The following is a 16,700-nucleotide window of genomic DNA, read 5'->3' as shown; positions in this document are numbered from 1 at the left end:
TCAGATTGAAATTATTTTAAATTTAATAAGTTAATAATTTCCCTCGATAAAGCATAACGTTGCTTAAATCCCTTATTCAACAAAGGCGCTAAGCCGCTATCAGTTACAGGTTTAACTAACGGAAATTATTCATATTAAACAAAGATATTGATTAAAAAGGTTAAATTTTGCGTTAAAATAGTCTATACTCTGTTTGCATTATCGCTTACGTTAAAAATAGTCAGCACAAAAACAATGCGATAGCGATAAACCAATAACATAATAAAAATAGATATATGAATTTTAGGGAAAATAGGAGGAAAACATGTCAAATGAACTTAATCGTCTTTTGGGGCAACTCGGTGACGGGTTTGGCGATTTAATGGCGGGATTGAGTGGGGTTAGCCATAATCGCTATACCTTAACGGTTGACGGGCTGGGCGCGCCGATTTCGGTTTTACATGTTGAGGGTAATGAGTCGTTAAACCAGCCTTGGCGTTATGTAATCTCCTTTACCAGTACTGACAAAACCTTATCGCCTGATTCCTTTCTTAATCAAAAATCGACCTTCTCCTTTAATCCGGTTATCAATAAACCATTAACTTCCGCTATCCGCTCATTAAGTGATTTGCCCACGTTGACGAATAAACGCACCTTGCATGGGGTGATTACTGAGTTTAGTCAGTTATCGGTCAATAAAGAGGAAGCGCATTATCAGGTGGTGTTATCCTCGTGCTTAGCACGGCTCGCAGTGGGGCAACATAATGCCATATTTCAAAATCAAAGTGTGGTGAGTGTGGTTGAAGAAGTGCTACGCAGTCATGGTTTGACGGGCATTGATTACCGTTTAGAGTTAAAAGACAGCTACCCTGAGCGGGAGTTTATCACGCAGTGGCAAGAAAGTGACCTTGAATTTATTCAACGCTTATTGGCTGATGTGGGTATCTGGTTTCGCTTTGAAACCCACGCCGAGCACCACTGTGATGTGATGGTGTTAAGTGATTATGAACAAGGTTATGCGCAGGTGGCTAATATTGACTATAAACAACCCAATGGCATGGCAGATAGTGGCGTTGAAAGTGTGTGGGATATCAGCCTGCATAGTGAAGTGGTGGTCTCCTCAGTCAAGGTACAAGACTATAACTACCGTGATGCCCTAGCCGATTTACAGGGCGAGATTAACACCCAACCTAAAGACCTTACCACCTATGGCAGCGACTATCGCTATGCCGAGCACTATAAAGGCTTAGCGAGTAACGGACAGGAAAATCCACACACTCGTGGTGATGATAATAGTGATAATGACAATAACACTCACGATAATCAGATTGAAAGCGGTCAGTGGTATGCCCGTATTCGTCATGAACAGGCGATTAGCCAGCAAATTATCCTCAAAGGCAAGAGTAATCACTATAACCTTGCTCCCGGTCAATGGATTAACCTCAACGGCAGCCCGCTGGCAGATATCAATGACGGTATCATCATTTTAACGGTACAAGGGCAGGGTAACCGCACTGATGCTTATGAACTCACCTTTACCGCTATTCCCTATCAAGCCTTAAAACCCTATCGCCCTGCGCCTATACGCTGGCCACAAGTTAGTGGCACATTACCTGCCCGTGTCACCAGTCCCAATCATGACACCTATGGCTATATTGACCCGCAAGGGCGCTATCGGGTTAAATTTAACTTTGATTTAAAAGAGTGGAAAAATGGCACGGAAAGCTTATGGGTACGCTTAGCCAAACCGTATGCGGGCAACACCTATGGCTTTCACTTCCCGTTAATTGACGGTACTGAAGTCGCCATCGCCTTTATGAACGGCAACCCCGATAGGCCGTATATCGCCCATGCCATGCACGACAGTGCCCACCCTGACCCTATCACCACCATCAACAAACACCGCAACATCATTCGCACCCCGGCCAACAACAAACTGCGCATGGATGATAAACGTGGGCAAGAACATATCAAACTGGCTACCGAATACGGCAAAACCCAACTTAATATTGGTCACCTAGTTAACGAAAAAAAACAACCCCGCGGTGAAGGTTTTGAACTACGCACCGATGACTGGGGGGCGATTGCCGCCAATAGAGGCTTATACTTAACCACGCAAACCGAGCCGAAAGCGCAAGGTAAACAGCTCGATATGCAAGCGGCAATAAACCAACTTGAAAATGCTTTAGCCATTGCTAAAGCACTACAAAATGCCGCCACCCAATCCGAAGCGCACAGCGCCGATACCGACAGCCAAGCGCAACTTAAAGCCAACTTAACTCAGCTAACCCAAAGTGGCATTTTAGCCTACGCTCAAGAAGGCATAGCCCTAACCAGCCCTGAAAATATTCAACTGACAACAGCGAGCAGCCTCACCTTAACCAGCGAACATCAAACCGACATCAACGCTTTAAACAACGTCACCCTTTCAGCGGGCGAGGCGATTGGTTTATTTGCGCAAAAAGCGGGCATGAAACTATTTGCCAACCAAGGTGATATTGAAGTGCAAGCCCAAAATGCTAACCTCAATATGGCCGCCAAGCAAGATATCAAAGTGGATAGTGTGGATGGTAAAGTCACCATTACCGCCAACGACAACCTCACGCTTATTTGTGGTGGCTCTTATATCAAAATCAGCAGTGAAGGCATTGAACTGGGTACACAGGATAATATCTATCTTAAATGTAATGTGTTCCAGAAGATGGGGCCGGCAAGCCAATCTAAAACAATTAGATTAAATTCAAGTGAACTGAATGTAAAACGCTGCGCAGAAACGGATTGAAAATGATTACTGAATTAAATAATCAACATAACTTTAACAACTATCGCTATTTACTAGTCGATAATTTAGTGGCGCTTAATTCAATGAGCCCATTATCACACGACTCATTAGTGAATCAATTTGGTGAAGACAAACTATTTGGTGAACAGAAACTCACTCAGGTATTACGTACCGATTTAGATTATGATCCAAGCATATGCCCGACACTGATTAAACTGGCAGAGCCCCATGAATTTTTAGCCAGTCCCATCCTGGATGAAATTGGTAAACAGGCTGAATTCGAATGTTTTTGGTCAAAGCGTTATATTTGCGCTTATATTGTTAGCCCCCTTAAACCGTCGTTATTAGCAAAACAGCTGATAACTATAGGTAATAACATCGCTAAAATATTGCAACAGCCTTATTATCCTTTTTTTGAACCGTTTCGCATGCAATTTTTGCAGGAAGTGGCTACCAACCAAGACACCGCATGGTTAAAATCGCAATTTGCCCAAATTGAAAACTATTATTATCCGTCCATTCATGCTGGGCAGTTTATTCGTTTCACGGCCGATAGTGAACTGGAAACGCCAGACCGTTGGAGCACGCAGTATTGCCAGCGCTTAAAACATTTCAAAATGATTCGAACCCTTGTTAAGGCATGGGCCAATAATCGAACACAATTTGATAATCAAAAATCATTACCACGCCATAACCAAGTGATTTTGCACTCAACGCAACTGGTTGAGCAAGCGTATCAATTAGGTTTAACTGAGGCTACTGATATCTTATTTTGGGGATTAAATGGCTTAAGGTACCAAACTGCTTTTACTCAGCATCCTAACGTGCTTGAACAAATTGCCAAAGCGCAAAAAGCGCCGGGCACATTGTCAAAACACGTTATTGACGCCCAGATTCACCTTGAAAGCCCATCACTTTCTATTAACGAATAACAAATAAGACAAGCATTAAAGAGCATAAGATGAAAAAAACAGCAAACATTGCGATAGAAAATAAAAATGAAGCCACAGGTCATTGCCTTGCCTGTGAACGAGTAGGATTACCGGTCTTTTTACTGCGTCAAGCCGTGATAAAAACAAAATTCAATAAAATTAAACAGGTTAACCCCACTTATCAAGAACTGGCGGATTACACTAAAACCTTAGATTTTAAACGCCGCATGCCAGATGAAGCATTAGACTATTATGACTATGTGCTTCGCACTTTGCGTAACGGCTATGTTTATGTGATGCAACAACAAGGTGAGGATATTGAGAGCCGAATACTTCATGTGTATGAATGCATTGATGGCGCGCTACGTTTAAAAAACTTCCATGAACTGACTAATACCCAGCCAAGACCTTTATCAAAGGCGTGTAAAGATGCTTGCCACACCATTCCGGCCTCGTTTATTCATCTTAATAATAAGGACTTTACCCAAGCTTGGGTGGCTTATTCTTCACAACCTTGGCCCCAAAAAGCCATTGACGATTACTTAAAAGAGAAGAACAGCAACGCGTTATCGCGTTTTACCAAAATTGATATACAAAACCTTAAAGATTCACCGTCTGAGGCAACGGGCAATCGAGCGGTGCCATTTAAAGATATTTTTGGTAGCAGTTATCAGACTTATCAAGATGAAAACAGTAAAGTACTGGAGTTTCGTTTTGATAAGCATCTTGATAATTTTGAATCGGTACATCCGTTTACCAGTTTACAAGACCAAAAATTAAAATATGTGCTACATACTAATCAATTATACCAAGGGGGTAAACCAATATCGTGTGGCGTAGTGCTAGAAGACACCTTCGGCATCGCCGAAGAACTTAACTCGCAACGGGTATCACAGTTACATATCTTTTGCAGTGATGCGCCAAAACAAGCCAAATCATTATCACCTTTTGATGGTGACGAAGCCAAAGTTTATCAACAGCGTGGTGAACAGATGTATAACCGTATTAATCCTACGTTAAAACGCATGTTTAAGTACTATCATGCTGACATGTTTAAAAAACGCACGATTTTACAGTTTATAGAGAATTATCGAACTTCAATTGAAGATGCTTACGACACCGAAATTGCCCGGTTACAAGAACACTATGACTACCTAAAAGATATTGATGCTGCCAATGACTCCGGTGATGAATTTTTACGAAAAGTCGAATATAAAATTAAAGACACCGAGTCAGAAAAGGCCAAAAAAATTGAAAAAATAAACCAGCAGATTAATCATGGTGAAGTTAAGAAATTTAAAGGTGAATTAGAAACCGAATTTAAAGAAATAACTCGATATTATAAAGAGTGGTCACAAGACTATTTTACTTATGTTCGTTGGTTATTTGGCGATGCAAAATTTATCTCGCAATACAGCAAAATAAAACCGAGTTCTTTTAATCAAACTCATTTTTGGCAGAAAGAGTTTGATTTTTCAAACGATACAAGCGCGCTTATTCATATAAAAGAAATTATCCAAATCCTGATTGATTCAACCCATGCAGAAGTGCGTCTTGACGAAGATAACGCCCTATGGGACGAGCTACTAAGTAATCCTGCCAGTATTTTTTATGTGATAGAGCATAAAAATAACCAAGGGATTGATCTTGATGCGCTGGCATTTATCGATTTAGACAGCGATACACCCGTAAAATGGCGTGATATTATCGACAAATCAACGGGTTTTGCTTCTGCTTATAATACACATCAAGCGCAAAACACTCAAAACACGCAAACCGATAAAGAAAAAGAACTGCAAAAGGCAAAAGAGCGTGTTGAGTTAGATATTGAAAAAAAACAGCAAGAGATTAATGCCAAACAAGAGGAGTTAAACAAAAATCGACAATATAACCCACAAGAGCATAGCAGGCTACAAAAAATCAGAGATCAAAAAATAAAAGAGCTCAAGCAATTAAAAGCGTTTTTGGCCTCGATTGACCGCAAACTTGCTGAAATGGCAAATACCCCCAGTGCTGTGACCCATGTCGACAAAAATCGATATTTGCATCAACTTGCACTTAAAAAATACACCGTATTAAAAACCAATAAACAACACCAACCGATTAAACCACGTTTAAAACTGCTTGATACGCTATCTTATTTGGGGGATTTAGGTGGGTATCCCGTTGAGTTTGCTATGCAAGTTAGGCAAGATAAAATTCGACAGGTTTATGCACTATTAACCCAATTACAAGGGAGTTTTTTCCGTGAAAATAGTTTAACCAACCAAGAAGTGGCGTTTTTAGAAAAATTTGATGTCACCGATCCAAAATATGACGTTGGCTCAAAAAAACCAACAACTCAAAAGCTTAAATTTACGCTTTGCTTTCCCGACGAGGCAAGTAAAGCGCTGGTTGTTAATTTTTTAAAAAATAAAGAGATACTTAATCCCAATGATTTCAAAAACTTTTTAACCAGCAACATGGCAGATTATGTCACGTTAGTCAACCGTACTACCGTATTACAAGACAAAATTGACAAAGTCAATCAACAAAAATCTAGCAACGACGAAGCGATTAACGAATCGAACGAAAAGAAAAGAGAAGATAAAATCAAACAGCGCGAGATAAACCGCGAAACCGAAGCAATGAATCAACGCGAAATGGAAAAAGCGAAAATTGATGAAAAACTATCAACTCATGAACAAGTAAAAATAACCCGCCAAAATGCAAAAGCGGCTAAGCTTAGCTATGGTGCCAATGCAATATCGGGCGTTATCAGCATGTTAAATATTTACGATAACCTAAAAGAGTGGGACACCGTTAAAGAAGGCGAAAGCCAAGCTAAAAAAATGCGCCAACTGGCGATCGACTTAGGCTCGTTAGCATTATTAAGTGTTGATAGCGTTGCCCTATACCGTGACATCAAATTAAAAATGCAATTAGTTAAAGCCATGCGATCGCGGGTTGCAACGACATTAGTACCCGAAATCGAAGCGAAACTGACATTAAATACCTTGATTTCTAAAACCGTAGCCAAAGCCTTTGCTGCTATGAGTATTTTTGAGTCCTTAGGCGAGCTAAAAAGTGCCTTGGGGATGTGGAATATGGAGGATAAAAAATACTTTGTTTATAGAGTTGTAGGATCTCTATTCCTAGGTTTTGGTGCTGTCCTATTATTAGTTGGAAGTGGAATGGCTATAGGCTTTGGTGTTGTTTTACATTTATTGAGTTTATACTTAATTGCAAGCAGCAAAAAATACGATAATTTTACCCCTATCGATCACTGGTTAAACCGTTGTTATTTTGGGGTGCAAAAAGAGTTTGCCTATTTGGGGTACGGCGCTTATCACGAAGAGCAGTACTCATTTGTCGGTTTTGGGCATTCGGTGAATGATTATTTGGTTGCCTTGTCGGGCATTGAAACTTTTATCCTCTTTAAAAAACCAAGTTCATTTAGTGGGATGAAGCTATACCACCGCCACCTCTATTTTTATTTAACATACCCAAACTACGCTACTATTGCCCAAAAGCCGTTACAGGCTTCAGTTAAATTAGTTGGCAAGAATGGGCAAAGCTATGAGGATTTGATTGAATCTCGCTTTAGTATTAGTTTAACAGGGGTAAATAAAGACTCAGTAGAGGTGCATCCCCCAATCCACCTAAACGAAGACAAAGCCAAAGAAACCTTAAAAATCACAGAATATGTGACCCTCGACAAAGGTTATTTTATGGATCATTATGAAGCAAAAACCTTTAAAACCCTCACTCAGGGCAAAGCGGTATGGCAATCTAATTTTAACGATATTGAAAAAATCGAAGTGAAAAAAACCGATCCTCATCAGTCAGATAGCAACCTAACGGTGATAACATGGGTCGCGGGCACCTTTGCTTATGATCTAGTAAATAGCTATCAAATCAATATCAGCCCTAATGCACAAGATGATGACGAAATCCCACTCATCATTAATCGCAGCAGTAACCAATTTCATGATGAATAAATAGAAAGGAGAATAAAATGCCATCAAAATACCGTCCACAAATCTTTGGTTGGTTTGGCGATCTAGATAAAGGCCCTTATAGTGTGCCTCTGCATGATCGTCGCTTAAGCTATGCCAATAATAACTACTGTGCCTTTATTCGTCAGGATCTCAATGATCAGATTTTTTATGCTTGCCTTTATTTTGTTGCTATTATTTGTGGGAGTGGAGCTATCATTGGATGTCTTTGGTTGTTGGTACACCATGATAGCTCTAAAATAGAATTTATTGATATAGTAGTAATTTTGGGTTTTATTATCTGTTGTCTCGCTATGTATTATGTTATTCCCCAAGTGTATCATTATCTATTTTCCCGTCGTGGTAGTCCTATTATATTTAACCGTAAAACGGGTAAAGTCTATGTCAACGAAAGTGACTTTTTTAACTTTAAGTTTTTACGCCATCCTGCGGTATTTTTACAACCGAAAAAACGCCGTATAAAAGAGTATGATTGGGATGATTTGCATGGTGTTATTATCCATAATATGTCGCGTAATGCCTTAACCTCGACCGTATTAATGGTGTGCCAACCGGGAACGCATCAAGTGATTGATCATATTATGTTAGATCCTATTCGAGCAGGCGCAGGGAGTACATTTGTTTGGGGTTGGATTAATAGTTTTATGGTCTTTTATAAATCAGCCAATATCGATGATGGCGAATATAAATCAGATCAAGAAGCGGCATTTAAAGCCCATAGGATTGACGGTCAAGGCTGGCCCGAATGGATGGTTGAAGCGTTTAATGCCACATCATTAGAAGAGTTAGCTGAAATTAAACAACGGCACAATATAACGGAATAGCTAAGATGATGGCGAAATCCCACTTATCATTAACCGAAGCAGTAACCAATTTCATGAAGAATAAATAAAAGGAGAATAACATGCCATCAAAATACCGTCCACAAATTTTTGGTTGGTTTGGGGATCTAGATAAAGGTCCTTATAGTGTGCCCCTGCATGATCGTCGCTTAAGTTATGCTAATAATAACTATTGTGCCTTTATTCGTCAGGATCACAATGATCAGATTTTTTATACCTGTCTCTATTTTGTTGTCGTTATTGTTTTATTAATACTTCTTATTGGTTTTCCTACATTTATTATGGATTATGATCATCCTGATAGTGGTAGAATGCTTTGTTTTATTGGAATTATTGGATTTATTACCTGTTGTATCGGTATGTATTATGCTGTTCCTCAACTGTATCATAATCTATTCTCCCGTCGTGGTAGTCCTATTATATTTAACCGTAAAACAGGTAAAGTCTATGTTAACGAAAGTGACTTTTTTAACTTTAAGTTTTTACGCCATCCCGCAGTATTTTTACAACCGAAAAAACGCCGAATAAAAGAGTATGATTGGGATGATTTGCATGGTGTTATTATCCATAATATGTCGCGTAATGCTTTAAGCTCGACCGTGCTAATGGTGTGCCAACCCGGTACGCATCAAGTGATCGATCATATTATGCTAGATCCTGCCCGAGCTGGTGCAGGGAGTACATTTGTTTGGGGGTGGATCAATAGTTTTATGTTTTTTTGTGATGTGGCCAATATCGATGATGGTGAATATAAATCAGATCAAGAAGCGGAATTTAAAGCCCATAGGATTGACGGTCAAGGCTGGCCCGAATGGATGGTTGAAGCGTTTAATGCCACATCATTAGAAGAGTTAGCTGAAATTAAACAACGGCACAATATAAGCTAATAATATAAATATAATCAAAATAATGGACACCGTTAAAGAAGGCGAAAGCCAAGCTAAAAAAATGCGCCAACTGGCGATTGACTTAGGCTCGTTAGCATTATTAAGTGTTGATAGCGTTGCCCTATACCGTGACATCAAATTAAAAATGCAGTTAGTCAAAGCCATGCGATCGCGGGTTGCAACGACATTAATACCCGAAATCGAAGCGAAACTGACATTAAATACCTTGATTTCTAAAACCGTAGCCAAAGCTTTTGCTGCCATAACTATTTTTGAAGCCTTAGGGGAGTTAAAAAGTGCCTTGGGGATGTGGAATATGGAGGATAAAAGTTATTTGTTTTATAGAGTTGCAGGATCATTTGCTTTAGGTTTTGGTGCTATATTTTTATTAGCTAGTTCAGGCATTGTGATAGGATTGGGTGTTGTATTATCATTAGTGGGATTATACCTAATTGCTTTGAGTAAAAAATACGATAATTTTGCCCCTATCGATCACTGGTTAAACCGTTGTTATTTTGGAGTGCAAAAAGAGTTTGCTTTTTTGGGGTACGGCGCTTATCACGAAGAGCAAAAGACATTTGTCGGTTTTGGGCATTCGGTGAATGATTATTTGGTTGCGGTGTCGGGCATTGAAACCTTTATCATCTTTAAAAAACCAAGTTCATTTAGTGGAATGAAGCTATACCACCGCCATCTCTATTTTTATTTAACATACCCAAACTGCGCTACTATTGCCCAAAAGCCGTTACAGGCTTCAGTTAAATTAGTTGGCAAGAATGGGCAAAGCCATGAGGATTTGATTGAATCTCGCTTTAGTATTAGTTTAACAGGGGTAAATAAAGACTCAGTAGAGGCGCATCCCCCAATCCACCTAAACGAAGATAAAGCCAAAGAAACCTTAAAAATCACAGAATATGTGACCCTCGACAAAGGTTATTTTATGGATCATTATGAAGCAAAAACCTTTAAAACCCTCACTCAGGGCAAAGCAGTATGGCAATCTAATTTTAACGATATTGAAAAAATCGAACTGAAAAAAAACGATCCTAACCAGTCAGAGAGTGATCTAACGGTGATAACATGGGTCGCGGGCACCTTTGCTTATGATCTAGTAAATAGCTATCAAATCAATATCAGCCCTAATGCACAAGATGATGGCGAAATCCCACTTATCATTAACCGCAGCAGTAACCCATTTCACGATGAATAAATAAAAAGGAGAGTCATCATGCCATCAAAATACCGCCCACAAATTTTTGGTTGGTTTGGTGATCTAGATAAAGGTCCTTATAGTGTACCCCTGCATGACGATCGCTTAAGCTATGCCAATAATAACTATTGTGCCTTTATTCGTCAGGATCTCAATGATCAGATTTTTTATGCTTGTCTCTCTTTTTTTTCTATTATTTGTGGCAGTGTAATTATCATTGGATTTTTTTGGTTATTGGTACACCATGATAACTCTAAAATAGAATTTATTGATATGATAGTAATTTTTTGTTTTATTAACTGTTGTCTAGCTATGTATTATGTTATTCCCAAGCTGTATCATAATCTATTCTCCCGTTGTGGCAGTCCCATTATATTTAACCGTAAAACAGGTAAAGTCTATGTTAACGAAAGTGACTTTTTTAACTTTAAGTTTTTACGCCATCCTGCAGTATTTTTACAACCAAAAAAACGCCGTATAAAGGAGTATGATTGGGATGATCTGCATGGTGTTATTATCCATAATATGTCGCGTAATGCCTTAACCTCGACCGTGCTAATGGTATGCCAACCGGGCACGCATCAAGTGATTGATCATATCATGTTAGATCCTATTCGAGCCGGCGCAGGGAGTACATTTGTTTGGGGATGGATCAATAGTTTTATGTTTTTTTGTGATGTTGCCAATATCGATGATGGCGAATATAAATCAGATCAAGAAGCGGAATTTAAAGCCCATAGGATTGACGGTCAAGGCTGGCCAGAATGGATGATTGAAGCGTTTAATGCCACATCATTAGAAGCGCTCGCCGAAATTAAACAACGGCACAATATAACGGAATAGCTAAGATAATGACGAAATCCCACTTATCATAAATCGCAGCAGTAACCCATTTCACGATGAATAAATAAAAAGGAGAGTCATCATGCCATCAAAATACCGTCCACAAATTTTTGGTTGGTTTGGCGATCTAGATAAAGGCCCTTATAGTGTGCCCCTGCATGATCGTCGCTTAAGCTATGCCAATAATAACTATTGTGCCTTTATTCGTCAGGATCTCAATGATCAGATTTTTTATGCTTGCCTTTATTTTGTTGCTACTATTTGCGGAAGTGGAATTATCATTGGATCTATTTGGTTAATTGTTCATCATGATAACTCTAAAATAGAATTTGTTGATATAATAGTAATTTTGAATTTTATTACATGCTGTCTCGCTATGTATTATGTTATTCCCCAAGTGTACTATTATCTATTCTCCCGTCGTGGCAGTCCCATTATATTTAACCGTAAAACGGGTAAAGTCTATGTTAACGAAAGTGACTTTTTTAACTTTAAGTTTTTACGGCATCCTGCGGTATTTTTACAACCGAAAAAACGCCGAATAAAGGAGTATGATTGGGATGATTTGCATGGTGTTGTTATTCATAATATGTCGCGTAATGCCTTAACCTCGACCGTATTAATGGTGTGCCAACCCGGTACGCATCAAGTGATTGATCATATTATGTTAGATCCTGCCCGAGCTGGTGCAGGGAGTACATTTGTTTGGGGGTGGATCAATAGTTTTATGGTGTATTATAAATCAGCCAATATCGATGACGGCGAATATAAATCAGATCAAGAAGCGGAATTTAAAGCCCATAGGATTGCCGGTCAAGGCTGGCCAGAATGGATGATTGAAGCGTTTAATGCCACATCATTAGAAGCGCTCGCGGAAATCAAACAACGGCACAATATAACGGAATAGCCCAAAAGCCGTTGCAGTTTGGCAAGAATGGGCAAAGCGGTATGGCAATCTAATTTTCCCGATATTGAAAAAAAACGATTTAGATCAGTGTTCATATATTTCCCCCCCACGTATTCGGTTTACTATGTAATACTGATACGAATATCTTTATTGATTTTTATCAATTATAAGCTATATGCGATTAAAAAATAGCAGTCTAGTTAACATTTATGTAATCGTATACATGTTATTAAGTATACCTTTTATTGTTTTTAGTTGATTTAAAGATTAGCGATTCTAATGGCTGATGTTGTGTATAAAATAAGAATTTTTAATGTGATATCAATCACAATATTAGTATTTAGTTTTTGAATAGTCGTTTTTATTAGTTATATTGAAATTACCTATTAAAAGGTATTGGATTGTTACCGATTTATAGCGGGCAAAACCGAAAGAATAGTTATGACTATTCTTTCGGTTTTTTTTTGTCTCAAATTTAAAAGATATTTATCTATTTTTAAAATAATGAATAGGAGGGGAAATGAAATTTTCAAAAAAAATAGTATGTAAAATCAAGCCAAAACGAATTGTTTTAATGACTATGCTAGGGTTATGTTATTTACCAAATGCTTTGGCAGCCACTCAAGATGAGTTAGAAGCAAGAATTGCGTTATTAGAGCAAAAATTATTAGCACTTAGTCAAGAGTCTAATGATTTGAAAAAGCAAGTAATAGAGTCTAATAAACAGCTTGCTCAGTTAAATAATCATTTTCAAAAACAACAAATTGTTATCAATAATCAGAAAAAAGCGCTTAAAAATAGTCAAAAAGCAACAATTACAAAGCAACAGGCGCCTGTTAATGCAGTAAAAACAATTAATAATCAACAAATTGTACTTATTAACACACCAAAAGCCGAAACCAAACAAGGTGAAAGTGCTCCAGAAAAGACAACATTTACTTTAGCTGAATTTAAAGACTATATTAAAGATGAAATAGGGTTTTCTTATAACGGCTACTTCCGTGGTGGTTGGTCAACCTCAAGTAATGGCAAACCTAAAAATTATGCTGAAGGTGCATTAGGTCGATTTGGTAATGAATATGGCGGTTGGTATGATCTTATCTTTAAGCAAAAAGTCTATGATCAAGAGGGCAAAAGAGTTGATGCAATTGTTATGATTGATGGAAACGTGGCAACCAATAAAGCTGCGGGATTATTTAATACTCAAGATGATAATCTTATGCAATTTTCAGATATCTATCTAGAAACTAAAGGTTTTGTGCCTAGATTTCCTGATGCGAAATTATGGGTTGGTAAACATTCTTTACCTTATAATGAAATACAAATGCTCGATTGGAAAACACAAAAAACGCCAGCAGGCGGGGGGATTGGGATCGAAAATCTTAAAGTGGGTATTGGTGCACTTGATTTAGCTTTAGTTAGAGCAGATGTAAATGTAAAAAATAAAAAAGATGTCATTAAAACGGATAGCGATGGTAATAAAATTACCCAATATAAAAAAGAAGAAGTTGATTTAAATGAATTAGAAATCCGCTATCGTGATATTCCATTATGGAAAGATGCAACGTTTGGTGTGAATGCGCGTTATTCAGCGCCAAATAAATCTAAAATCCAAAATAATGTATCTGTTAAAAATGCTTGGCTTGGTAGCTTTGTATTGCGTCAAAATGCATTTTTTGGTGGATTTAATCAGTTTACATTACAGACAGCCACCAATTCTGTAGCTTCACAGTTAGCTAATATTAATACTAATAATCCAGAGTTTGCCAGTAATTCGGATAATGACTATATTGGAACGCATACTGGCGGTAAAGCTTATCGCTTCGTATCAGAAGGTGAAGCCTATTTAAGTGATGATATGATTGTTGCTCATGCTTTGGCGTTAACTTCGGGCAATGATGTTTATTCTTATGATCTTCATCTTGCGCATACCGATTTTACGAGCTTTAAATCAGCAATAAGACCTGCTTATATATGGGATACTTACAATCAAAGCGGTATTGAAGTAGGTTACTTTAGGCAAAAGAATAAAGTCAAAAGTAAAACTTATGTTGAAGAGGGATACAAAACAACGCTTTATCATTCATTCAAAGTTGGAAAAAGTATTTTATCTTCAAGACCTGATATCCGCTTTTATGTTTCTTATATAGAAGCGTTACAAAATGATATTAGTCAATTTGATTTTAATGGTAAAGATCATCAAATTAGTTTCGGTGTACAAACAGAAGTTTGGTTTTAAGTGTAAATTTATAAATATAATATAAAACTGATCATCTGAACTATATTATAGGTGTAAGATAATATCACTTACCTTATTTATATAGTTCAGATGTAAAATGAATACCTTGTTGATGTTTACCCACGTTATTCAGTAAATATTATTAACTAATCATATTTACTGAATAACGCTTAGTTAAGATTGGTATATAGACATTCATTAAATTTGCTGGAATATTTTCTCCTATCAAGCTTTAAAACCATTTATTATAAAATGAATATGCGAATTGCTATTTTTTTATGTTATTATGTGATTATTTAAGGGTAATTGTTGGTAATATAATGAAAAAACAAAATATTATTGGGATACTTTCGCTTTTTGCCATTTCGTTTGATGGTTATGCTATAGACAAATATGTGACTGATAATGTTGATATCTATTTGCGACGTGGTCCTGGCTCGCAATATGCGTATTCTAACTCTGTTAAAGCTGGTGAAAAAGTTGTTGAACTTGAAAAAAGTGCAGATGGTAAATATACCCGCATTCAACTTAATAATGGCAATGCTGCTTGGATCGAAACGATTAAACTAAATGAGCAGCCTAGCTATAAAGAACGTTTTCCTGCGTTAGAAGCAAAACTGACAGAATACCAAGATAAAATTGATAATGCTGAAGCTAATCAACAAAAATTAGTGGGTGATTATGTCCAAAAATTGCAAGCGGCTGAAAAATCAATTGAAACACTACAAAATAGAAATCAAGCTTTAGAACAACAAGTCAAAGAGCAGGGAGCACAAATTGAATCAATGCTAAATCAAGTGGATGATAAACGTCGTGATCTTATTGTAACTTGGTTTACTTATGGTGGTCTTGTTGCGGGCGGTGGTCTTATTTTAGGGCTTATATTGCCAAGAATTATACCTAGCCGACGTAAAAAAGATCGTTGGATGTGATTGTGAGTAAAATCTATCTTGTGGGCGGAAGTGTACGCGATAGATTATTGCATCTGCCCGTTGCTGACCATGACTGGATTGTTGTTGGCGCTACGCCAGATGAGCTTTTGGCGTTAGGGTATCAACAAGTTGGTAAAGACTTCCCAGTATTTTTGCATCCCGACACAAAAGAAGAATACGCATTGGCTCGCACTGAGCGAAAATCAGGTAAAGGTTATACAGGATTTATTTGCGATTTTGGTAAAGAAATCACATTAGAACAAGATCTGATTCGCCGTGATTTAACCATCAACGCCATTGCCATGGATGAAAACGGTAATATCGTCGATCCTTATCATGGTGTTGATGATATCAATCATAAAATCTTGCGCCATGTCTCACCAGCCTTTCGAGAAGATCCACTACGTATATTGCGTGTGGCACGTTTTGCTGCGCGTTTTCACCAATTGGGTTTTACAGTAGCGCCACAAACGCTAACATTGATGAAACAAATGGTATCAGACGGTGAGGTTAGTTATCTAACACCAGAGCGAGTATGGAAAGAAACAGAAAAGGCATTGTCAACTTTAAATCCTCAAATCTATTTTCAAGTATTGGAGCAATGCGGAGCGCTTACGTTAATGTTTCCATCATTAGACTTATCAACCAATATTATTGATGCACTAAAAAAATCTACTTTGTTAACTGACGATTTGACTATCCGTTTCGCTGTCCTGTGTGCTCTGTTAGCTAACAAATCAGCAGTTGAAGCGTTATGTAGAAAAATTAAAGCGCCCAACAATTACACTAAAATTGCCGTTATGGTTCAACAATATCATAACAATCTTGAGCGAGTGCAGACACTCTCGGCTGTGCAAATTGTTACTTTGCTAAATAGTCTTGATGTATGGCGCAATCCTTTACACCTTGACCAATTAATTATCGCAAGCGAAGCGTTTGTCAAAACAACATCATTTGCACAAGCAAATTACTTAAAAGAAGCCTATAAAATTGCCCATGATGTCAATGTACAACACATTATTGCGGAAGGTTATACGGGAAAACAAATCCATGTTGAGTTACAAAAAAGGCGAATTGAAGCGTTATTAAACTGGATTTGATTGCATCTTAATCAATCATCACTTTTTTTCAAAATATCTTAAAAAAAGG

General features: G+C 37.8%; 11 protein-coding genes. All 11 read left to right on the top strand.

Features of this window, described 5'->3' with window-relative positions; all coding sequences use genetic code 11:
- The first annotated feature begins 304 nt into the window (after positions 1-304).
- The 11 genes from A9G24_RS00560 to A9G24_RS00510 all read left to right on the top strand — a co-directional run bounded on the left by A9G24_RS00560 (position 305) and on the right by A9G24_RS00510 (position 16,651).
- On the top strand, positions 305-2,761 hold the full coding sequence (locus A9G24_RS00560; RefSeq protein WP_065637293.1) for a type VI secretion system Vgr family protein: 2,457 nt from the start codon (positions 305-307) through the stop codon (positions 2,759-2,761).
- A gap of 2 nt (positions 2,762-2,763) precedes the next feature.
- Positions 2,764-3,693 carry a hypothetical protein gene (locus tag A9G24_RS00555; protein ID WP_065637292.1) on the top strand — a complete coding sequence of 310 codons (930 nt, stop codon included), beginning with the start codon at positions 2,764-2,766 and terminating at the stop codon, positions 3,691-3,693.
- Between the two features lie 29 nt (positions 3,694-3,722).
- Positions 3,723-7,673, top strand: coding sequence for a toxin VasX (locus A9G24_RS00550; RefSeq protein WP_065637291.1), 3,951 nt, complete (start codon positions 3,723-3,725; stop codon positions 7,671-7,673).
- Between the two features lie 17 nt (positions 7,674-7,690).
- Positions 7,691-8,515, top strand: a complete 825-nt coding sequence (locus tag A9G24_RS00545) for a DUF6708 domain-containing protein (RefSeq protein WP_065637290.1) — start codon at positions 7,691-7,693, stop codon at positions 8,513-8,515.
- An 80-nt stretch (positions 8,516-8,595) separates the two neighbouring features.
- Entirely contained in the window at positions 8,596-9,420 is an 825-nt protein-coding gene (locus A9G24_RS00540) for a DUF6708 domain-containing protein (protein WP_065637289.1), read from the top strand.
- A 22-nt stretch (positions 9,421-9,442) separates the two neighbouring features.
- On the top strand, positions 9,443-10,630 hold the full coding sequence (locus A9G24_RS00535) for a hypothetical protein (RefSeq protein WP_065637288.1): 1,188 nt from the start codon (positions 9,443-9,445) through the stop codon (positions 10,628-10,630).
- Positions 10,631-10,648: 18 nt separating this feature from the next.
- On the top strand, positions 10,649-11,473 hold the full coding sequence (locus tag A9G24_RS00530) for a DUF6708 domain-containing protein (RefSeq protein ID WP_065637287.1): 825 nt from the start codon (positions 10,649-10,651) through the stop codon (positions 11,471-11,473).
- Between the two features lie 82 nt (positions 11,474-11,555).
- Complete coding sequence (locus A9G24_RS00525; RefSeq protein ID WP_065637286.1) at positions 11,556-12,380, top strand: DUF6708 domain-containing protein; 825 nt, start codon at positions 11,556-11,558, stop codon at positions 12,378-12,380.
- Between the two features lie 520 nt (positions 12,381-12,900).
- A complete protein-coding gene (locus A9G24_RS00520; RefSeq protein WP_065637285.1) occupies positions 12,901-14,619 on the top strand; it encodes a carbohydrate porin in 1,719 nt (572 codons plus the stop codon).
- Positions 14,620-14,939: 320 nt separating this feature from the next.
- On the top strand, positions 14,940-15,551 hold the full coding sequence (locus A9G24_RS00515; RefSeq protein WP_065637284.1) for a TIGR04211 family SH3 domain-containing protein: 612 nt from the start codon (positions 14,940-14,942) through the stop codon (positions 15,549-15,551).
- Positions 15,551-16,651 carry a multifunctional CCA addition/repair protein gene (locus A9G24_RS00510; protein WP_141673015.1) on the top strand — a complete coding sequence of 367 codons (1,101 nt, stop codon included), beginning with the start codon at positions 15,551-15,553 and terminating at the stop codon, positions 16,649-16,651. Before A9G24_RS00515 ends, A9G24_RS00510 begins: the two co-directional genes overlap by 1 nt.
- Positions 16,652-16,700 lie beyond the last annotated feature (49 nt).

This window comes from Gilliamella sp. App6-5, from assembly GCF_001690525.1.
Classification (GTDB): Bacteria; Pseudomonadota; Gammaproteobacteria; order Enterobacterales; family Orbaceae; genus Gilliamella; species Gilliamella apicola_H.
Note: the sequence above shows the minus strand (reverse complement) of the source record. Positions and strands in the feature narration are given on the sequence as shown.

Bases quoted from the DNA above. Each gene is read 5' to 3' on its own strand.
- A9G24_RS00525 (WP_065637286.1), top strand. From the start codon at position 11,556: ATGCCATCAAAATACCGTCCACAAATTTTTGGTTGGTTTGGCGATCTA.
- A9G24_RS00560 (WP_065637293.1), top strand. From the start codon at position 305: ATGTCAAATGAACTTAATCGTCTTTTGGGGCAACTCGGTGACGGGTTT.
- A9G24_RS00540 (WP_065637289.1), top strand. From the start codon at position 8,596: ATGCCATCAAAATACCGTCCACAAATTTTTGGTTGGTTTGGGGATCTA.
- A9G24_RS00550 (WP_065637291.1), top strand. From the start codon at position 3,723: ATGAAAAAAACAGCAAACATTGCGATAGAAAATAAAAATGAAGCCACA.
- A9G24_RS00520 (WP_065637285.1), top strand. From the start codon at position 12,901: ATGAAATTTTCAAAAAAAATAGTATGTAAAATCAAGCCAAAACGAATT.
- A9G24_RS00515 (WP_065637284.1), top strand. From the start codon at position 14,940: ATGAAAAAACAAAATATTATTGGGATACTTTCGCTTTTTGCCATTTCG.
- A9G24_RS00545 (WP_065637290.1), top strand. From the start codon at position 7,691: ATGCCATCAAAATACCGTCCACAAATCTTTGGTTGGTTTGGCGATCTA.
- A9G24_RS00530 (WP_065637287.1), top strand. From the start codon at position 10,649: ATGCCATCAAAATACCGCCCACAAATTTTTGGTTGGTTTGGTGATCTA.
- A9G24_RS00555 (WP_065637292.1), top strand. From the start codon at position 2,764: ATGATTACTGAATTAAATAATCAACATAACTTTAACAACTATCGCTAT.
- A9G24_RS00535 (WP_065637288.1), top strand. From the start codon at position 9,443: ATGGACACCGTTAAAGAAGGCGAAAGCCAAGCTAAAAAAATGCGCCAA.